Source organism: Vibrio sp. JZG10 (assembly GCF_054064075.1).
In genome coordinates, this window is record NZ_JBSUGE010000015.1 from 99,652 (window position 1) to 120,725 (window position 21,074).

15 protein-coding genes are annotated in these 21,074 nt (G+C 45.2%); 10 read left to right on the plus strand and 5 right to left on the minus strand.

The features are described 5' to 3' along the window. Nucleotides 1–387: 387 nt before the first annotated feature. The gene (gene mltF / locus ACWYVB_RS17030) at nt 388–1,965 is read right to left on the minus strand and encodes a membrane-bound lytic murein transglycosylase MltF (protein WP_085343063.1); all 1,578 of its coding nucleotides are present in this window, start codon (nt 1,963–1,965) and stop codon (nt 388–390) included. Nucleotides 1,966–2,264: 299 nt separating this feature from the next. Here mltF and purL point away from each other — a divergent pair, with 299 nt between their 5' ends. Then, a complete protein-coding gene (purL, locus tag ACWYVB_RS17035; protein ID WP_457529564.1) occupies nt 2,265–6,158 on the plus strand; it encodes a phosphoribosylformylglycinamidine synthase in 3,894 nt (1,297 codons plus the stop codon). 295 nt (nt 6,159–6,453) lie between these two features. Continuing rightward, a complete protein-coding gene (locus tag ACWYVB_RS17040; RefSeq protein WP_005391432.1) occupies nt 6,454–6,762 on the plus strand; it encodes a DUF3622 domain-containing protein in 309 nt (102 codons plus the stop codon). Between the two features lie 90 nt (nt 6,763–6,852). On the opposite strand, the gene ACWYVB_RS17045 is transcribed toward ACWYVB_RS17040, so the two are convergent. From ACWYVB_RS17045 to ACWYVB_RS17055, 3 genes are all read right to left on the minus strand, one after another. Further along, entirely contained in the window at nt 6,853–7,296 is a 444-nt protein-coding gene (locus ACWYVB_RS17045) for a DNA-directed RNA polymerase subunit beta (protein WP_134647908.1), read from the minus strand. 118 nt (nt 7,297–7,414) lie between these two features. Then, nucleotides 7,415–9,601: a TonB-dependent receptor domain-containing protein gene (locus ACWYVB_RS17050; protein WP_457529518.1), complete on the minus strand. Its 2,187-nt coding sequence runs from the start codon at nt 9,599–9,601 to the stop codon at nt 7,415–7,417. A gap of 264 nt (nt 9,602–9,865) precedes the next feature. After that, nucleotides 9,866–10,933: a succinylglutamate desuccinylase/aspartoacylase family protein gene (locus tag ACWYVB_RS17055; protein ID WP_457529520.1), complete on the minus strand. Its 1,068-nt coding sequence runs from the start codon at nt 10,931–10,933 to the stop codon at nt 9,866–9,868. Nucleotides 10,934–11,262: 329 nt separating this feature from the next. Between ACWYVB_RS17055 and ACWYVB_RS17060 the strand changes: the two genes are divergently transcribed. Then, a complete protein-coding gene (locus tag ACWYVB_RS17060; protein WP_047010162.1) occupies nt 11,263–11,802 on the plus strand; it encodes a DUF3332 domain-containing protein in 540 nt (179 codons plus the stop codon). 62 nt (nt 11,803–11,864) lie between these two features. Here the strand turns inward: ACWYVB_RS17060 and ACWYVB_RS17065 are convergent, their stop codons facing one another. Then, nucleotides 11,865–13,337 carry an aminoacyl-histidine dipeptidase gene (locus ACWYVB_RS17065; protein ID WP_457529522.1) on the minus strand — a complete coding sequence of 491 codons (1,473 nt, stop codon included), beginning with the start codon at nt 13,335–13,337 and terminating at the stop codon, nt 11,865–11,867. A gap of 1,025 nt (nt 13,338–14,362) precedes the next feature. Between ACWYVB_RS17065 and ACWYVB_RS17070 the strand changes: the two genes are divergently transcribed. From ACWYVB_RS17070 to proB, 7 genes are all read left to right on the plus strand, one after another. Continuing rightward, nucleotides 14,363–15,652: an NCS2 family permease gene (locus ACWYVB_RS17070; protein ID WP_225461965.1), complete on the plus strand. Its 1,290-nt coding sequence runs from the start codon at nt 14,363–14,365 to the stop codon at nt 15,650–15,652. Nucleotides 15,653–15,916: 264 nt separating this feature from the next. Next, nucleotides 15,917–16,381 carry a xanthine phosphoribosyltransferase gene (gene gpt, locus ACWYVB_RS17075; protein WP_005391418.1) on the plus strand — a complete coding sequence of 155 codons (465 nt, stop codon included), beginning with the start codon at nt 15,917–15,919 and terminating at the stop codon, nt 16,379–16,381. A gap of 91 nt (nt 16,382–16,472) precedes the next feature. Then, complete coding sequence (frsA, locus tag ACWYVB_RS17080) at nt 16,473–17,720, plus strand: esterase FrsA (protein WP_005391416.1); 1,248 nt, start codon at nt 16,473–16,475, stop codon at nt 17,718–17,720. Between the two features lie 115 nt (nt 17,721–17,835). Beyond that, nucleotides 17,836–18,210: a sigma factor-binding protein Crl gene (gene crl, locus ACWYVB_RS17085; protein ID WP_457529525.1), complete on the plus strand. Its 375-nt coding sequence runs from the start codon at nt 17,836–17,838 to the stop codon at nt 18,208–18,210. A 62-nt stretch (nt 18,211–18,272) separates the two neighbouring features. Next, nucleotides 18,273–18,539: a DUF6444 domain-containing protein gene (locus ACWYVB_RS17090; RefSeq protein ID WP_025441450.1), complete on the plus strand. Its 267-nt coding sequence runs from the start codon at nt 18,273–18,275 to the stop codon at nt 18,537–18,539. Nucleotides 18,540–18,556: 17 nt separating this feature from the next. Then, complete coding sequence (tnpC, locus tag ACWYVB_RS17095; RefSeq protein ID WP_457529566.1) at nt 18,557–19,699, plus strand: IS66 family transposase; 1,143 nt, start codon at nt 18,557–18,559, stop codon at nt 19,697–19,699. Between the two features lie 218 nt (nt 19,700–19,917). Further along, nucleotides 19,918–21,057: a glutamate 5-kinase gene (gene proB / locus ACWYVB_RS17100; RefSeq protein ID WP_047010158.1), complete on the plus strand. Its 1,140-nt coding sequence runs from the start codon at nt 19,918–19,920 to the stop codon at nt 21,055–21,057. The last annotated feature ends 17 nt before the right edge of the window (nt 21,058–21,074 follow it).

A 21,074-nucleotide genomic window follows, 5' to 3' on the forward strand; every position in this document is an offset into this window, starting at 1 on the left:
CTGCAGACAAGACTTATACCAGTAAAGCGCGGCTCATCGATGCTTGGCAATAGGCTCGATAATCGCACTAAACGTTGTATGGTTTAAACGTTCTTATTGCACAGAGCCAGCAAACAATTTCAATACGATGCTTAATAATAGGAGTGACGTTACTTCGGCCGAGTGTAGCCGAAAGCGCCGCTTCATCAGTGAGCTAAACCGTGTGGTTACGAAGCAATCTGTTACAAAGCAATCAGTTTAACTAACGGTGAAAAAAAGGCGACCAACCAAAGGAATGGTTGAGTGTGGTTGGTGTCACTCAGAGTCTTGGATTCTAGATAAGTTTTCGCTAGGACTCAACAAAAATGACGAGCTCATGGGCTCGTCATTTTTTAGTTTACCGCGGGTCTATTCTTCAAGGCTTTCTTGTTCGGTGTCTTCTTCAACCGTGACGTCAGAAGCGCCAGATATTTGCTCTACAACGGTCTCTACTGCTCCTGATATCAAAATGTCAGGGTTGAGCGGCGGGATAACTTGCAAGTCATCGCTATTCTCATCAATCGCTGGTCTTTGGCTGACATGACCAATGATGGATTGGTAATAACGTCGAATATTTTCTACGTAATTACGCGCTTCATCACCTCTGGCGTACCCATAGCGAGTTTGACTGTAGTAACGCTTCTGACGCAGTAAAGGCAATCTGTCTTTTACATCTGCCCAAGCGTTTGGATCGCCACCTTGCGCTTTAGTAAGTCGCCGTGCGTCCATCATGTGGCCGTAGCCAATGTTGTATGAAGCCAGGGCAAACCATATTTTTTCATGCTCGTTGATGCTATCAGGCACGCGACCTACAATGCGACGTAAGTACTCGACACCACCACGAACAGATTGCTCAGGGTCTAAACGATTTGTTACCCCGACGCTTTTCGCTGTTGGCAGAGTAAGCATCATCATCCCTCTAACACCTGTTGGCGATTTTGCCGCTGGCTTCCAGTGTGATTCTTGATACGCCAATGCTGCAATTAAGCGCCAGTCGAACTCTTCGCTGTACTTTTGGAATAAAGGTGCCCACTTAGGCAATTTGTCATCCAGAGCTCGAATGAATGCGCGAGTATCAACGTAGTCAAATGCTTCAATATGACCAATGTACTTCTCTTCGAGAGTGGACAGTTCTCCTGATTGTTTAATGTTACCGAAAAACTCTATCAGCATCGCATACAAACTTTCGTCTTCAGAGCGTCGAGTAAACCACGATACTGGTTGATCTTCTGTAAGTTCAAACGCGAGCGCAAGATCGGGGTAAAGGCGCTGAGCTAGGGAAAGTTCCACAGAGTCAGTCACAGTAAAACGCAACTCACCAGTGGATACATATTTAAGTAAGTCTCTCGTGTCAGCATCGCCAACAATTTCAAACTGCAGCTCTGGGTATTTCTTCTTTAATGCGGTTAGGGTCGGAACATATTGCGATTGTTCGACGATCTTTAATGTTTGCGCGCCTGCATTTGTATCTTCGTCAGATTCGCTGTCTTTCGATGCTTGGTATTCAATCAGCTGTTCGATATCACGTGGTCGAAGTTGCCCCTTTTTATACACAACTTGTTGGCTTACATAATAATAAGCAGGGCCAGGTCTAAAGCGTTTTACCGCTTGTGACGTTTGATTTAAGCCCGTAGCGATGAGATCAATATCTCCTTTCTTAAGAGCAGGAAAAAGCTCGGCTTGGCGAAAGGCAGGCTTAATCTCGAGCTTGACGCCGAGCTGCTCCGCAAACTGACGCGCCAATTCGTAATCCAACCCAGCGGGACCATCGGGACCAATATAATAGGAAAGCTGATTGTTTAGCGTGCCAACACGAAGCACGCCACGTTCCTGAATTTTTTCGAATTCACTTTTGGGTTCCGACTCAATCTGGCAGGCAGAGAGTAGTAGCACAGAAACAAAAATTAGAGCGCTGCGCTTGAGTCGGTTGAGCTGGCTTATTTGCATTAATAGGTACATCTTAGGAAATTTCTATTTGCCTTTATATCAAAGCGAGCTCATGGGGCAAAGTGAATCACACACTTATAGCGTGACATTGTGTGTTTTATCGACATTTTAGTCGTAATTCAAATTTGACAAAAAAAATGACGCAAACGGTTGCTTTTGGTGTTACATCACAAAAACAATTGCTATATAATGCGCTCGCAATGACGAGGTGGAATCGGCATAGGTTCGACAGGGCTTATTTTAAGTGTCTGAATTTATTCCAATATCACCTTAATCAATTGCATAAGAGACCTAAGCACATGAGAATTTTGCGTGGCTCCCCAGCTCTTTCTGAGTTTCGTGTTAATAAACTACTGGAACTTTGTCGTGAACAAGATCTGCCTGTAACTGGCATTTATGCCGAGTTTATGCACTTTGCCGATCTAAAGTCTGATCTTGATGACCAAGAGTTAGAAAAACTTGAAAAGTTAATAACTTACGGCCCAACCATCGAAGAGCATGAGCCAGAAGGTCTTCTACTTCTTGTTACGCCTCGTCCAGGCACTATCTCGCCTTGGTCTTCTAAATCTACCGATATCGCTGTTAACTGTGGCTTGGATAAAGTGAAACGTCTAGAGCGCGGTACGGCTTATTATGTCGAATCTTCAGTTGTTCTATCAGAAGCTCAAGTTGGCGCTGTCAAAGCGTTAATTCATGACCGCATGATGGAAACGGTATTTACAGAATTTGAAGCTGCGTCAGCGCTGTTTACAGTCGCAGAGCCTAAGCCAGTAGCGCATGTTGATATCTTAGCGGGCGGTCGTCTTGCGCTTGAAGAAGCAAACGTTTCCCTTGGCTTGGCACTCGCAGAAGATGAAATTGATTACTTAGTAGAGAACTTTACTAAGCTTGGGCGTAACCCAAACGACATTGAATTGATGATGTTTGCTCAGGCGAACTCAGAGCACTGTCGCCACAAAATTTTTAACGCAGATTGGACTATCGACGGGGTAGATCAACCTAAGTCTCTGTTCAAAATGATCAAAAACACGTTCGAAACGACACCTGACTATGTGCTGTCTGCATACAAAGACAACGCGGCCGTTATGACGGGCTCTAAAGCGGGTCGTTTCTTCCCAGACCCTAAATCTCGTCAATACACTTACCACCATGAAGATGCACACATCTTGATGAAGGTAGAGACGCACAACCACCCAACGGCAATCTCTCCATGGCCGGGCGCATCGACTGGTTCAGGCGGTGAGATCCGTGACGAAGGTGCGACGGGTATCGGCGGTAAGCCAAAAGCGGGTCTGGTTGGTTTTACAACCTCTAACTTACGTATTCCTGGTTTTGAACAGCCGTGGGAAACCGACTTTGGCAAGCCAGGTCGTATTGTTAACGCGCTAGACATCATGCTTGAAGGTCCTCTAGGCGGCGCGGCATTCAACAACGAATTTGGTCGTCCAAATCTATTGGGTTACTTCCGTACTTACGAAGAAAAAGTGACCTCTCACGCGGGTGAAGAAATCCGTGGTTACCACAAACCAATCATGATTGCTGGTGGTATGGGTAACATTCGTGACGAACACGTGCAGAAGAAAGAAATTCCAGTGGGTGCGAGCTTAATCGTACTTGGTGGTCCTGCAATGAACATCGGTCTTGGTGGTGGTGCGGCGTCTTCGATGGCATCTGGTCAGTCAGCAGAAGATCTGGACTTTGCTTCAGTACAGCGTGAAAACCCAGAGATGGAGCGTCGCTGTCAGGAAGTGATCGACCGTTGTTGGCAGCTAGGTGACGACAACCCAATCGCATTTATCCACGATGTGGGCGCGGGCGGTATCTCTAACGCATTGCCTGAACTTGTCGACGACGGTGAGCGTGGCGGTAAGTTCCAGTTACGTGATGTACCAAACGATGAGCCGGGCATGAGTCCTCTGGAAATTTGGTGTAATGAATCACAGGAGCGTTACGTTCTTGCGGTAGCGCCAGAAAACATGGAAGCATTCGATGCCATCTGTAAGCGTGAACGCGCACCATATGCAGTGGTGGGTGTGGCGACAGAAGAGCGTCATCTAACGCTAGAAGATTCTCACTTCGACAATACGCCAATCGATATGCCAATGGATATCCTGCTTGGTAAGCCACCGAAGATGCACCGCGACGCAACCACACTAAAGGTGGAAAGCCCTGCCATTGTTCGTGATGGTATTGAGCTTAATGAAGCGGTGGATCGCGTACTTCGTCTTCCAGCGGTTGCAGAAAAAACATTCCTAATTACTATCGGTGACCGAACAGTAACGGGTCTGGTTGCTCGTGATCAAATGATTGGCCCTTGGCAGGTACCAGTAGCAAACTGTGCAGTAACAGCGGCAAGCTATGACACATACCACGGCGAAGCTATGTCGATGGGTGAGCGCACGCCAGTGGCATTACTAGACTTTGGTGCATCGGCTCGCCTAGCGGTTGGTGAGTCACTAACGAACATTGCGGCAACAGACATCGGTGATATTAAACACATTAAACTGTCTGCGAACTGGATGTCGCCAGCGGGTCACCCAGGTGAAGATGCCGGTCTTTATGAAGCAGTCAAAGCGGTGGGTGAAGAGCTCTGTCCTGCATTAGGTTTGACGATCCCAGTTGGTAAAGACTCCATGTCGATGAAAACCAAGTGGGAAGAGAACGGCGAGAGTAAAGAAGTCACTTCTCCACTGTCGCTAGTTATCACGGCATTTGGTCGTGTGGAAGACGTACGTAAGACCGTGACTCCACAACTACGCACTGACAAAGGCGATACTTCTCTAGTTCTTGTTGACTTGGGTAACGGCAAAAACCGCTTAGGTGCGACAGCATTGGCACAAGTATACAAACAGCTGGGTGACAAACCTGCTGACGTAGATAACGCTGAGCAGCTAAAAGGCTTCTTTGATGCAATGCAAACACTGGTTCGTGATGACAAACTGGTTGCTTACCACGATAAAGGTGATGGTGGTCTATTTGTAACGCTTGCTGAGATGGCATTCGCGGGTCACTGTGGCGTAAAAGCGAACATCGCAGAGCTGGGTGACGATGCGCTAGCCGTTCTATTTAACGAAGAGCTAGGTGCGGTTGTTCAAGTTAAGAATGATGATCTGGATTCAGTTCTATCTACTCTGGCGGCAAACGGCTTAGAGGCATGTTCACATGTGATTGGTTCAGTTAACGCTTCAGACGACTTTATTATCACTTCTGGTGATGCAGTTGTGCTTGAACGTTCACGTACCGAACTACGCGTTATCTGGGCTGAAACAACGCATAAGATGCAAGGTCTACGTGATAACCCAGCGTGTGCTGACCAAGAGCACGAAGCTAAGAAAGACAACTCTGACCCGGGTCTAAACGTTAAGCTCAGCTTCGACGTAAATGAAGACGTTGCAGCACCGTACATTGCGAAAGGTGCTAAACCTAAGATGGCGATTCTACGTGAGCAGGGTGTTAACTCCCACGTTGAAATGGCAGCAGCGTTTGATCGCGCAGGTTTTGAAGCAACCGACATTCATATGAGCGATATCCTAACGGGTCAAGCGGTACTGGATGAATACCATGGCCTAGTAGCTTGTGGTGGCTTCTCTTATGGCGACGTACTAGGTGCGGGTGAGGGTTGGGCTAAGTCTATCCTGTTTAACGCACAAGCCCGTGAACAGTTCCAAGCGTTCTTCAACCGTAAAGAGACGTTCTCTTTAGGTGTATGTAACGGTTGTCAGATGCTTTCTAACCTGAAAGAACTTATCCCGGGTGCAGACTTGTGGCCACGTTTTGTTCGTAACGAATCTGAGCGTTTTGAAGCGCGATTTAGCCTAGTTGAAGTTCAGAAATCTGATTCTGTATTCTTTGACGGTATGGCAGGTTCGCGCATGCCAATCGCGGTTTCCCACGGAGAAGGGCGTGTAGAAGTACGTGATGCAGAGCACCTAGCAGCGATCGAGGCATCAGGTACGGTTGCGGTTCGTTACGTGGATAACCTCGGTAACCCAACACAACAATACCCGAACAACCCGAACGGTTCGCCAAACGCGATTACCGGTTTAACAACAGCAGACGGTCGCGTAACTATCATGATGCCTCACCCAGAGCGCGTATTCCGCACAGTTGCAAACTCTTGGACTCCGGAAGGTTGGGGTGAAAATGGCGCTTGGATGCGTATGTTCCAAAATGCCCGTAAGAATATCGGTTAATTAACCAAAGGTTAATCTAGCTTAAGTAAAGCGTTGGTTGAGAGACCAGCGCTTTCTTTTTTCTTATCACTCTTTTTTCTTCGTCGCTCTTTCTCGTGACTAGGCGAAACGTTGCTTTGTTCTGTCTCTTCTTTGTCATCTATTATCTCGCATAAAAAACTTGCAGCGTTTAGGTTACTTTTATGCTCTAATACCGCGCTTACCAAGGGATGGTGTTAAACAGCTCAGCTTAGATGGAGTTATCAAGTTGACCGAATCCCTGATTGATCCCTAAATCCCTTAGGAAATGAAAGAAATGTCTAAGAATCCAAAATTTGCTATCCGCGTCACTGAAAAACGTAACGGCTGGAGCGCAGAAATCACTCGCCAAGTGACATCTCGTAAGACTGTAGTATCAAAGCGTGAAACTGGCTTTGACAGCGAAGAGAAAGCACAAGCTTGGGCTGAACAAGAACTGGCTGGTTTTATTCAAAACCAAGTGGTTCGTAACGAGCGTAAAGCAGCGCAACGTCAAGAGCGTGAAGCAGAACAACTAGCGGCAAAAGTTCGCAAAGAAGAAGCCCGCAAAGCACGTGACGCTGAAGTAGACGCTGACGAAGAATAGATTCAAGTCGGTGAGATGGTGACGTCACCCATCAAACAAAAAGTGAAAATGCCCTGAGCTTTGTCTCAGGGCATTTTTTATTGTATCGACTTAAAAACAATCCGAAGATACGGACAGGCTAAACGTACCGTCTTCAGGGGCTGCAAATTGTTTATTGCCAGGAAGAAGGTGAGGGTTATTAGCATAAGTGCGATGTGTTGACTTGCCCTTTGCCGAGTGCCTCTCTGGTAAATCAAAGTGTTGCAATCCGTCAGATAGATCGTTTGCTTCACCGTAGTCGAAATGTGTTGCGACGTCCTTGGGCTGCTTGGCGTAACGACAGTGATCCGGCTTGCCATCTTCGTGCCAAGCTAACGCGTTTGCTTTGGCGTCTAGATTCAGATTATTTGTTGTTGGTTGTGCGTAATGATCCTCAATAACTTGGTGCTGACTCTGCTCTTGTAAGTAGTCAGCAATGCTCTCAGAAGTCTGTGCCAGACTTTGACTTGCTGGAACGAAGCAAGCAAGAAGAAACAGTGTTTTTAAGTTGTTCATAGTGTGTATGCAAGCAAAAAGAAATGATAGTACTGGTAAATAAAACGGTGTGCAATTATGTCCGTTGGACACGATATAACAGGGCAGTTAATGTCTGCCCTGCATCTTTTAGGTATGGTTAGTATTGATAAGTGAGGTGCAGTTTGACTTCGCGACCAGGCGAAGGCACGCCATTAGATAGGTATGCTTCGTAGTAACGATCGGTTAAGTTTTTCACAACAGCGCCAACACTCAAGCCTTCGACTTGTTGTATTTCCCAAACCACGTAAGCGTTTTGTAGCGTGTATTGCTCACTTGGCGATTTCACTTTTAAATTGTTACCGCTTGCCTTGGTTTTGGTTTGCGCATCATACCAACGGACTTCCCAGCCCGTACGTAAACCCGGAATCCATTCGTAACCTAAACCCAGATTAATGTTTAATGGTGGCACATCAGGGTGATCATCATCTGAACCTGTAGAGTCAGATAAACTGCCTTTGTTTTTGCCGCGAATGTAACTTGCTGAGAAATTACTGTAGAAATCTTCAATCCGGTATTGTGAAATTAGCTCAAAGCCGTAGTTTTTAAAGCCATCTAGGTTTGTATTCCAGCTTTGTAACTCAGTAGTATTTGTGTCGAGGTTTTCGCCCGTTCGTATATCAACCGTGTCGCTAACATCGTTATAGAATAGAGTTAACTCTGTTGCGAGGTTATCGCGAGTATTCACCAGCCCTTCCGTTAAGTTGATAACGCTTGCTTGATAAGCATGGATACGAGACACGTCCAGATTCAAAGCAGTAGCCGTAGCGGTAGCTCGTGCATATTGCACTGAGTAGATGTTATCAACGGTTGGTGCTTTTAAAGCGTAGGCGTAGGAGGCGTTTAAACGCGTATTATTGGTCGCATCAAAATCGATATCCAAACGTGGGCTAAAGCCTTTATGCGTCGTTTCACCGTAGTCATGTCCGGCGGCTGGATCATTATAATCCGGCGCGGCGTTCCCTTTTCCTTCACTCTTGATGTATTCGTAACGCAGAGAAGGTGTGATAGTTAGACGGTCTGTTGCTTGATAGTGATCAGCAATGTAAGCCGCATAAATTGACTGAGTGCCAGATGGTTCGTAGTAAGGGGTATACCAACCGTAGTTTTTGGCTTCATTACTGTCGTATGATGCGTTGAATACTAACGAGTCTCTATCGGTTTTTTGATATTGAAGCCCTGTCACTAGAGTGTGGTCTCCGAACTGCGCTTGGTTAAACACATCAGCATAGTCACGCTCGTAACTCAGCCATGACTCATGACCGTAACTGCCAACAGAAACGAATATTTTCTCGAATGCTACGTCAGGGCGAACCCAGTGACGATCGTTTTCAGAACGTGCCATTTTGATATTGAAATCAATATACGGGTTAGTCGGCATGTAGTGGTAAGAGATGGTCGTGGTGTTATCCGTGTATTTATTATCGACGGTGTATGCGTATTTGGCTTTTTCTAATGATCCGTATTTCTTGATGTTGTACTCAGTGATGTTAGGCATTTTTCCGCGGCGGTTAGCCCAAGGTTTACGACCTTCATCTTTGTAGCGAGTGTGGCTAATTTCAAACTCGTGATCGTTGTTTTCATAACCGACTTTTACGAGCATGTTTTCTTGCTCGTAACCTGAGTAATCCAGCGTTTCACCACCACCGACTTTAATGTCATCAGAATCTTTTACAGAGCCATTCGCTAGAAAATAAAAACCAGCATCGTTTTTACCATAGAGTGTTAGCGTGTAGGCATTCTCATCGCCGTTGGTGTTATATGCACTTGAGATGCGAGCACCAAAGTTTCTGTCGCCGTAAAGGAGATCATCGACACTCTTGGTTTTAATACGAATTGAGCCACCAAACTTTCCGTTGAGTGCTCGATAGTCGTGCGCGCCCTTGATAATTTCTGCTTCACCAATCAAGAACGGATCAAAAAAGAAAGTTCCGTAGCGGTATTGTTGAAAGCCAATAGGAGCGCCATCGACAAACACGGCGATATCGCTTGGATCATCAAAACCACGAATATTAATACGTTCGCCGCCGGAACGGCCGCCGCCATCTAATGATGCGCCGGGAACGGCATCGATCATTGAGGCAAAATTGGAGTACTGTTGCTCTTCAATCTCTGACCAATCAATGGTGGTTTGCGCAGGCTCAGCAACGGTGATGGGTTTGGCATAACGCACACCGATGACTTCGAGCTCTTCATTTGACGTTGTCTCGGCATATGAATAAAGAGGGAAGAGCAAAGTCAGTGAAATGAGATTTACTTTGAATGGATGACTTTTTAATCGTTTCATATTGATGATTTATAGTGTTCTTATGAAGCTCGGATTATAAGAACATTATTACGATTAATAAATGATAATGAGATTAATTATCAAATGTGTTTTTGCTATGGCTTGTAAAGTTTTTTATCCATTCTTGGAAACTACGATGAGTATCGTTAGCTTACAGAAAACAAAAAGCCCAGCATCATGGACGCTGAGCTCATTGGCTTTTAAACAAGAGGACACGCTCACTATTACTCCTGTTGAGCTAATGAAGTGCACTCTTGGTAGGTATTACTGAGTTTCTAACGGGATCTGTCCGGTAGTCAGTGGCTCGACATCGAACTCGGTCAGTCCTTCAATGTAACTTTCAACGGCTTGTTCTACCGAATCATCACCTTGGTTGAAGTAAGCAAGGTGGAAGATCGCATCGCCTTCATTAACCAGTGGCAAAGTTTGTTGACCGATCACCAAGCCCCGCTTAGGCGCTTTGAGCTCTACCTCATCATGTCCAAGAGGAGAGCTGATATAGGCGAGCGTTTCACCTTGTTCTACTTTGTCTCCCAGATTAACGACAGTACGCAAAATGCCGTTACCTGACGCGCGAACCCAGCTGGTGGACTTCGCTATGATAGGCTCAGGCAGCTTTTTCCTGCTCGCACGCAACATACCAATGGCTTGCATTACGCGCCGAACCCCGAGTACACCAGCGCTTATCGAAAGTGGATCAAAACGCAATGCTTCGCCAGCTTCGTAGGTGAGCACTGGAATATCGCATTTTTCTGCTTCACTGCGTAAAGAGCCATCACGCAATGCTGAATCAACAATCACTGGCGTCGCAAATGCCTGAGCAATACGCAGAGTTTCTGGGTTGCTTAAGTTTGCGCGAATCTGTGGCAGGTTCGTGCGGTGAATGGCCCCAGTGTGCAGATCCAAGATGTAGTCACAACGCTTGGCTATGTTGTTAAAGAACCCGTGTGCCATTCGAGACGCAAGCGCGCCTTTTTCACTGCCAGGAAAGCAACGGTTGAGATCTCGTCGATCGGGCAAGTACCGTGATTTATGGATGAAACCAAAAACGTTAACGATAGGTACTGCAATGACAGTGCCTTTCAGTTTTTGTGGATCCAGTTGGTTAATGATCTGACGAACGATTTCTACGCCATTAAGCTCATCACCATGGATAGCAGCATTCACCATTAACACAGGCCCTTCTTGTTTCCCATGGATGATTTCCACAGGAATAGATAAAGGCGAATGTGTGTATAGCTTCGCTGCTTCAAATTCGACCTCTAATCGTTGTCCTGGTTGTATTTGGTGCCCTAAGAGCTCAAACACTTTGCTTTTTTTACTTCTGGCCATAAACCATCTCTGTCAAATGCGTTATCAGCAATGTAACAATTGCTGCAAAATCGCACTAATCATTCTCATTAAGGACACGACAAATTACTTTAATCGTCATGCGCGAAATCTCAGCATGTGTGAAGTTTTTGTTTTCAATATGATCTTTTCTATCAGTTTAATACATAACGAGAGGTACAGAAGGAAGAGCAATCATAGCCTTAAAAAATGTGACTGTATTAAAAATAATACTGATAATGAGGGACAAAAAAACGGACTTTTAACCCTACTTTTTATCCGATAATATCCGCGCCGAATTTGAGGTCTAACATTTCTAACTAGAGGTTTTGATGAAAAAGGCAATTGCTAAAATTGGTGCATTGACTGCTGTAGCAGTTTCACTTTCAGGTTGCGTTGGCAGTAATGCCGTGACAGGTTATGTCATGGGGTTTAACTTGAAAGCTGTAGATAACCGTTACGCTCGAGGTGGTCTAAACATGCTTTTAGCACCTGTTTATGGTGTCGCAATCGCAGCGGACTACATCGTGTTTAACTCTCTAGAGTTTTGGACGGGTAAGAACCCTTTAAATGGTAAGCCACATATCTTCGATACAAAGATGGATACTTACATCGATGTAAACCACCAGTTAGATAAATCGTTAACGACGGCGCCAATTGCACCGTTAGCGAATAACCGTGTTATTGAGCAGGGGCGAATGCAGCAAATCGATGAGAATACTGTTCAAATGGATATTACTTACAATAACGGCGAGAAGGCGACACTCATGGGTGTGCGCGATGGTGAGTTTGTCACTTACTACATTGATGGCGAAGTCGTTGCACAAACCTCAATGGATGAGCTAGCTGCTTATACGCAAAATCGCGTGTAATTTGGTCCAGCCAAACAAAAAAGGGTGCCGTAAAGCACCCTTTGTTGTATTTCGTGATTGAATTACGCTTTCTCTGGAATTGCCTCTAGAAGCGCTACCATTTGGTCCCAGTACAGCTGAACGGTATCAATCTTCACTTTCTCATCTGGTGAGTGAGGGAATTTTATTGTTGGACCGAAAGAAACCATATCCATGTGTGGGTATGGTTCTTTAAATAGGCCACACTCAAGACCAGCATGGATGACCATGATGTTCGGCTTATGACCGTAAATGCCTTCATACATATCACGGAAAATTGCCATGATCTCGGAATCTGCATCTGGCTTCCAGCCAGGGTAAGCACCTGAGAACTGAATTTGTGCGCCTGCTAATTCAGCAATTGAACATAGCATACTCTCAACTTGGCTGCGGCCAGAGTCAATGAGAGAACGAATCAAGCAAAGCACGGTGACTTTATTTTCTTCTGTGCTGATCACACCAACATTTAGAGAAGTTTCAACAACGCCTTCCACCTCATCACTCATACGCATTACTCCGTTTGGACAAGCGTTAAGTGCCGCAATGAATCGTTGCTGATCGGCGATTGAAAATACTTGCGCGTCAGTCGTGATCACTTCATTAAAGGTTACGATACCTGTTTCGATTTTACCCAATTCAGTTTTAAGCAGCTCAGTGTAGTGGTTGAACAACTCAGCAAGCTTGTCTTGGTTTTCGACAGGAAGCGCGACAGTAACAAACGCTTCGCGAGGGATTGCATTACGTAAGCTACCACCACGGAATTCGACTAAACGTAAATCAAGCTCTTGAGCATGACCGGCAAGGAAACGACCAAGTAATTTGTTGGCATTACCGCGACCTGTGTGAATGTCACAACCTGAGTGACCACCTTTTAGGCCTTTCAGCGTCAGTTGGCGTGTTACAAAACCTGCAGGCGTTGATTCTCGAGAAATATCGAAAGTCATGGTGCCATCAACGCCACCTGCACAACCCATGTAGACTTCGCCTTCTTGTTCAGAGTCTGTGTTGAGAAGGATCTCACCTTCTAACCAACCAGCCTCAAGACCAAATGCGCCAGTCATGCCTGCTTCTTCATCAATCGTAAGCAGAACTTCGATTGGGCCGTGCTTAATGTCTTTAGATGCCAATACAGCAAGGCAAGAAGCCATACCAATCCCGTTATCTGCACCAAGCGTCGTGCCTTTCGCCGTTACCCATTCGCCATCGATGTAAGGTTGGATTGGATCTTTGGTGAAGTCGTGTTCGGTGTCTTCGTTTTTCTGCGGCACCATGTCGATGTGTGCTTGAAGTACAACAGCCTTCTTATTTTCCATTCCAGGTGTCGCGGGCTTTTTGATGAACACGTTACCGGTTGGATCACGGCGAACGTCAAAGCCTTGCTCTGTTGCCCAGTTGATAATGTACTGTGCTAATGCTTCTTCATGCTTAGATGGGTGAGGGATAGAACAAATCTTATCGAAAAACTGCCAAAGTGGAGCAGGTGATAAGGTACTGATCTCAGAATGGAACTCAGACACGGAGGACTCCTTTTGATGTGCTTTGCCAAATATATACCGTAAAAATATTGTCGAGATAGCATTAAATGCTAGACGATTTGGCCTTCAAATTGCCGTTTAGCATACCACCAGATAAGGAGTACGAGTAGTCGCGTGCACAAGGATTTCTCTCAGAACTGTCACAGTTTGTGAACACAACAACAGGCACTATGTGTTCTTTATCATACATTCTGAAAGTGGCTTTATTTTTTAATTCACAAAAATGTAATTTAATTACATTTAAACTTTGATGAAGGTCAATTTATATATTTTTTGTGATTCTGGTCACTAAAATGCTTGTAATTAAATTTCTTGGTGGTATATTTGTAACCAGCTTCTGAGAGAAGAATGAAATGCTCAAAGGATGAGTCCGTTTTATCGCCTCCAAGGAACCGAGAAATCAACGAATGTTTAATTGATTTAAAAGGTGATAGTTATGAAAGGTTTACCAAGTACAATGTTCTGGAATAGCAAGTCTGTTTACACCGGCAACTTTGTATACCCAACAAGCTTTGGCTACTAAGTGAAGTCAACGCATGTGACTCGAACAGTTTGTTCACCCCTATAAATTGGAATTTTTTTTCAGTGATAGTGCTGACATGATTCGCCGCCACCCAAATTGGGTGGCGTTTTTTTATCTCCACTTTCTCTTTCTGACACATTTTCTGCCATCAAGGCTGGATTCTATTCTCTGTTCTTTAGTTTTATCGACTTCCCCGTCAAATCCACCTAGATATGACGCTTAAAACGCCCGGTTTCTATTTGAAAGTTTAGTACATTGTTCAGTTTTTATTCTGTTGTTGGGTTCTGAACGATAATTATTACTTGTTGTTTTATAAGAATATATTTCCTGTTTTGCTTTTAAGAATTAGCGAATGGGTTTCATATCCAAAGAAAAAAATCGTATTAGAGTGAAGATTCTATCTAGAATTTGCTATTTGATAACTTTATAATTCCCGCCAATCGATTACGCAACCGTTTACTTTTTACCTTTACAGGATTCGATCATGCTCGAGAGGCTTTTTAAGCTCAGTGACAATGGCACAAATGTGCGCACTGAGATCATTGCAGGTGTTACCACCTTCCTAACCATGGCTTACATTATTTTTGTAAACCCAGCGATCCTGTCGGATACCGGTATGGACCGTGGTGCCATTTTTGTTGCAACTTGTCTTGCGGCCGCTATCGGCTGTTTCATCATGGGATTTGTTGCCAACTACCCAATTGCACAAGCACCAGGAATGGGGCTGAACGCATTTTTCACTTACTCTGTTGTGTTGGGAATGGGCTATACGTGGCAAGTTGCGTTAGCGGCGGTGTTTGTTTCAGGCCTGCTGTTTATTCTTTTGAGTATATTTAAGATCCGTGAGTGGATTATTAACTCGATCCCGCATTCTCTTCGAACTGGTATTTCAGCCGGTATCGGTCTTTTCTTAGCATTTATCGCATTAAAAAATGCAGGCATCGTCGTTGATAACCCCGCGACATTAGTTTCTATGGGAGACATCACATCATTGCCATCTGTATTGGCTGCGATTGGTTTCTTCCTTACTATCGCGCTTGTTCACCGTGGTGTGAAAGGTGCGGTGATGATCGCCATTCTTGGTGTTACAGCGCTTGGCCTTCTATTTGGTGATGTGCAGTGGAGCGGCATTATGTCAACGCCACCAAGCATTGCACCAACTTTCATGCAACTGGATTTCTCTGGTTTGTTTGAAGTTGGCATGATTTCCGTTGTGTTTGCTTTCCTATTTGTCGATTTGTTTGATACCGCAGGTACGCTAGTTGGCGTTTCTCAAAAAGCAGGCCTCACGGATGAGAATGGCAACATCCCGCGTTTAAACAAAGCGTTACTTGCAGACTCAACGGCAACGTCAGTAGGTGCACTACTTGGTACCTCAAACACCACATCTTACATTGAGAGTGTTTCTGGTGTGGCGGCTGGTGGTCGTACTGGTCTAACAGCAGTGGTTGTTGGTGTGCTCTTCCTACTTGCTCTATTGTTTTCACCACTAGCAGGAATGATCCCTGCTTATGCAACATCCGGCGCTCTGTTCTATGTCGCGATTTTGATGTTGTCTGGGCTGGTAAGCATTGATTGGCGTGACCTAACGGAAGCATCACCAGTTGTTGTGACTTGTTTGGTGATGCCGTTAACGTTCTCGATTGCAGAGGGTATTACGTTAGGCTTTATCGCGTACTCGGCGATCAAATTATTCAGCGGCAAGGGCCGTGAAGTGTCGATGAGTGTGTGGGTGATGTCTGCCATCTTCATCGTCAAATACCTCGCCGGTTAATTTCTCGAGCAAAAAGCCAGTGTGGATTTATTCACGCTGGCTTTTTCTTTTTTCACGTTGTTCACTTAAGACGGTTTTTCTGCGGAATAGGCAGAGAATTTTGATATCACCGTTGGTATTAGCGGTGTGTTTCGGTAGAATAATCGTTTGCGCAGCTTGAAATCCTCATCTCCATACATTTTGGAGAGGTCAGTGAGCATTCCGCTTTTGAGTGAGTTCACTAGATTTTGAGGATGCATATTTTCAAATTATTAGGTTATTACAATGAGTAAAAAATTCATTATCACTTGGGATGCAATGCAGACTTACTGCCGTGAACTGGCTGAAAAACAAATGCCAGCTGAGCAATGGAAAGGAATTTGGGCGGTAAGCCGCGGTGGTTTGGTTCCTGGCGCTATCTTGGCTCGTGAACTGGGTATTCGTTACGTTGATACAATCTGTATTTCAAGCTACGACCATGATCATCAGCGCGATATGACGGTACTAAAAGCACCTGAAGGCGATGGTGAAGGTTACCTCATCGTTGAAGACCTAGTAGACAGTGGTGATACGGCGCGCAAACTACGTGAGATGTATCCAAAAGCGAAGATGATCGCTGTGTGTGCGAAACCTTCAGGCAAAGCGTTGCTAGATGATTACGTGGTAGATATCGCGCAAGACACTTGGATTGAACAACCTTGGGATATGTCAATCCAGTACGCTGAGCCTGTAAACCGCAAGCAAAAATAAACGCTATTAAAGAATATTGAGAAATGCCCCTGTATAGGGGCATTTTTTTTATTATCATAACAACTCATGCTAATAGCCTAAGGTTCTTCCTATGTCTGAAGACGTCAGTAAAAATCTTTCCGAAACTTTGTTCGTGAAACATAAGCAAGCAAAAGAAACCTCTGCGCTTACCCAGTACATGCCGACCAGTCAAAAAATACTTGATGAGCGAGAGGCGCAGGGTGATCGTGCTTGGTATCGTCATTTGCGCCGCTTGCAATGGGCTTGGCAAGGGTTGTCTCCGATAGAGATGGAAGGTGTGCTTTCTAAAATCGCTTCTTCTTCCCACTCTCGAACCAATGATGATTGGTTAGACACCGTAATGGGGTACCACAACGGCAACTGGACATTTGAGTGGATTAAGCTCGGCATGGAGCATCAGAAGCGTTCAAATGAAATGCAAGGTGAGGAGGCCGCCGATGAACTCTTCACCGCTTCTTTGTGTTTTAGTATCGCAGGCTACCCACATCTGAAGAATGATAATTTGGCCTTGCAGGCTCAAGTGCTGGCAAACAAAGCGTATTCTGACGGCGCAGAGAAGACCAAGTACACCATCAAGCAAATTGAAGTGCCTTACCAAAATCGCAAAATCATCGCGAACCTTCATTTGCCAAGAACCGACAAGCAACTGCCTGTGGTGATGGTGAGCGCTGGTCTCGATACGTTACAAACCGACATGTGGCGTTTGTTCCGCAATCATCTTGCACCACGAGATATTGCAATGTTGACGGTCGACATGCCTTCGGTGGGGCACAGTTCTCACTGGCCTTTGACTGAGAACTCAAGCTGTCTGCACCAAGCGGTACTAAATGAGCTGTATTCATTGCCTTGGGTGGATCATCACAAAGTGGGGTTAGTTGGATTTCGTTTTGGTGGTAATGCCATGATCCGACTCTCTTTTGTTGAACAAGAGAAGATCAAAGCTTGTGTAGCCCTCGGCGCACCCGTGCATGATATTTTTACTTCCCCTGAGAAGCTGCAAAAGATGCCGAAGATGTATCTGGATCTGTTGGCTTCTCGCTTAGGGAAAAGCGCGGTTGATATTAATAGCATGGCGGGCCAGATGATGGCCTGGTCATTGAAGGTTCAGGGCTTCTTGAGCAGTAGAAAAACCAAAGTACCTATTTTAGCTTTGAGCCTTGAAGGCGATCCGGTGTCTCCACACAGTGATAACCAACTCGTCGCGCTGTTTAGCCAGTATGGCAGAGCGAAAAAAATCAGTTCCAAAACGATTACAAAAGGATATGAGCAATCCCTCGATTTAGCCATAAAGTGGCTAGAAGATGAATTATTAGGGTGACAATTCTCCTAAATTAGTTAAAAGTGATATAGCTGAGCAAAAAATAAGCTCATGATAATTAAAAATAATAATCATTCTTGGGTGTTTACTTTTAACTATGAAAACGGAGATTCATATGTCAGAGACGACTCAGGGCCCGACTCACTTTCGCTTGATGTCAAAGTTGAAGGCGATAGGGCCTTACCTGCGCGAACCACAATCGCAAGAAGGGCGCTATTATTTTGATTGTCTATCTGTTTGTGTAGACGACAAAAAATCGCCTGAGAAGCGTGAATTTTGGGGCTGGTGGATGGATTTAGAATCCATCGAAGGAGGCTTTACTGCCAAATATCATATCGGCAAGTACAACAAAGAAGGGCAATGGGTATCTGAAGCCCTGCCTAAAAAAGCGGTAGAGGAAGTGTATCTGACGCAGAGCACATTCCATCAAAAGCTGGTTGATACTTTAGAAGTAACCGTTCACCAGTCCCCCATTGACAATCAAGTGTGACTCTCCGCACTTGATCCACTTTTTCTTCTTGAGTGATCATTTTCAGACTTCATGATGAAGGTATGAAAAAGAAGAAATCCAAATTCGCAGAGGCTCCGCCTGTTGCCTCTGATATCAATGAAGCTAACGCACTCATCGAAGAGTTGTGGGAACAACTTCGCCATTATGAAGATAAGCTGAAAACCCGTTGCTCCAACTCTTCAAAACCACCGTCTTCGGATGGCCCAAAGGAGCGGGCTGAGCGAAAAAAGCTCAAAGCTCTGGTGACCGCAATCCGAGAGGAGCTAAACAGGGTCACTCAGGGAGTCAACGACAGCTCTCGAAACTGAAGAAAACGGACACTGTTATCGATTGCTTGCCTGATTCTACGTGTCCGTGCTGTGGTAAATCGGACATCTTCGTTCACAATAACCCGTTTTATCGGCATCAAGTTCACGAAATACCGAAGCCAACGGTCGAGGTCTCTGAGTACCGATTATTTTCAGGTCAATGTCAATATTGCCATGAGGTCGTTAGAGCTAAGAAACCTGAAAATGTCTCACAAGGTATTATTGGGCCTAACTTGCTCAGCTATATCGCTGTATTAGCAGGACAATATCATTTAAGTATCCGCAAAATTCGCTCTCTGCTAAAAGAGCAACTGGGTACAACCTTCTCTGTTGGTGCCATCAGCGAAGCTCAGACCAAAGTGGCTTCAATGCTGACCCCTTTACATCATGCAATCCGAGATAGTATCCAAACAGCACCGCTAGTTCATGTAGATGAAACTTCCCATCCTCGTAATGGTGAAGAGAGCTTACGTTGGTGTTGGTTGGTCGCCAGTGAAGACCTTGTCTACGAAAAGATCTTGTTCTCTCGTTCAACCCATTCCGCCAAGACCATGTTAGGTAAGAATTATAGTGGCCTTGTGGTCACTGACCAATGCCCAAGCTATAACTGGCTAAAGCCAGAAAAACATCAACTGTGCTGGTCACATGTGAAACGAAATCTTCAGCAAATCGCTGATTATACTGGTGGTGGTTACACCGCTCTCGTTGGACAACGGCTAACACTGATCTCCAATATGGTTTTCAGAATACGCCACCGCTTGGAAAATGCAGACATCCAGCCCGAACAGTATATTCGCCGCATGAATCGACTGCGAAAGTCTTTCGACCACTGGCTTCAAAAAGGCAGTGGGATAGTCGTACAGAGATATAAAGGTCGATGTAAAAAGCTACAATCTCATCGTCAAAGCTTGTGGTTATTTTTAACCGATCCTTCAATCCCCCTTACCAACAACGAAGCAGAGCGGAGAATACGTGGCAGTGTCATCCAACGTAAGATTAGCTTCGGAACGACCTCTGATGCGGGCGACAAGTTCAGGGGCCGTATGCATTCGCTTGTTGAGACCTGTAACAAACGAGGCATCTCGAGCCTGTCTGCTCTAATGGAAATCGTTCAAGCTGTTACACTTCGCAAGCCTTACCCCAACGTATTTAGTCTGTAATCCATTAAATCAAGCTCCTACTGGTGAACGGTTACCTTTAGAAGAACACTTCAAATTAGAAGTCGAATATCACACGGAGTCTTTCGATTTCGCTTAATTTGGTTGTTTTCATTTAATACCAAACAAAAAGGTGCGAAAACGCACCTTTTCTCTTGTTAATTCCCTATTTGATTGTTAAAACATCCTCTCTTTATTTGTTTTTCACTTCAGAAGACATCATGACAACGAATCAACAAAATGCAGTTGTTTCACAACCACAAACTGTCGTTGTGAAACTGGGTACAAGTGTGCTGACAGGCGGCACTCTGGCACTCGACCGTGCTCACATGGTTGAGTTAGCGCGCCAGTGTGCTGAGCTTAAAAAACAAGGCCATTCAGTGGTAATGGTTTCGTCTGGTGCTATTGCAGCAGGCCGTGAGCATCTTGGTTACCCCGCATTGCCCAACGAGATGGCGAGTAAACAATTACTTGCGGCGGTAGGGCAAAGTCGCTTGATTCAAACATGGGAGTCTTTGTTTGGTATTTACGGTATCAAGATCGGCCAAATGCTACTAACTCGTGCTGATTTAGAAGATCGCGAGCGATTCTTAAACGCACGTGACACCATCAATGCGCTCGTTGCGAACGATATTATTCCTATCGTAAACGAAAATGATGCCGTTGCGACCAGTGAGATTAAAGTGGGCGATAACGACAACCTTTCCGCTTTGGTGGGCATTTTGTGTGGCGCAGATAAGCTCTTGCTTTTAACTGACCAAAAAGGTCTGTTTACTGCTGACCCTCGTAAAGACCCAAACGCAGAGTTGATCAAGGAAGTAAAAACCATCGACGATACGCTGCGTAAAATCGCAGGAGGAAGTGGTACAACATTGGGTACTGGCGGTATGGCAACGAAGCTGCAAGCCGCAGACATCGCTCGCCGCGCTGGTATCGAGGTTATTATTGCTGCCGGTAGTGCACCGAATGTTATCTTTGACTCTTTGAGTGCAGAGCCACAAGGCACACGCTTCCTACCTTGCGCTGAAGCTTTAGAAAACCGTAAACGCTGGATTCTGGCGGGACCTGCGGCATCGGGCGACATCATTATTGATGAAGGTGCGGTAAATGCTGTGGTCGGTAAGGGCAGTAGCCTACTTGCTAAAGGGGTAATCAAAGTAAGTGGTGACTTTGCACGAGGCGAAGTGGCGCGTGTAACAAATTCTCACGGTAAGTTGGTGGCTCGTGGCATCAGCGCCTACTCAAGTGATGACCTAACTAAAATTACTGGTAAGCACAGTAAAGATATCATCTCTATTTTGGGGCATGATTATGGCTCTGAGGTGATTCATCGCGATGATTTGGTCGTCATTCAGGAATAGAATTAGAGGGAAGCAAA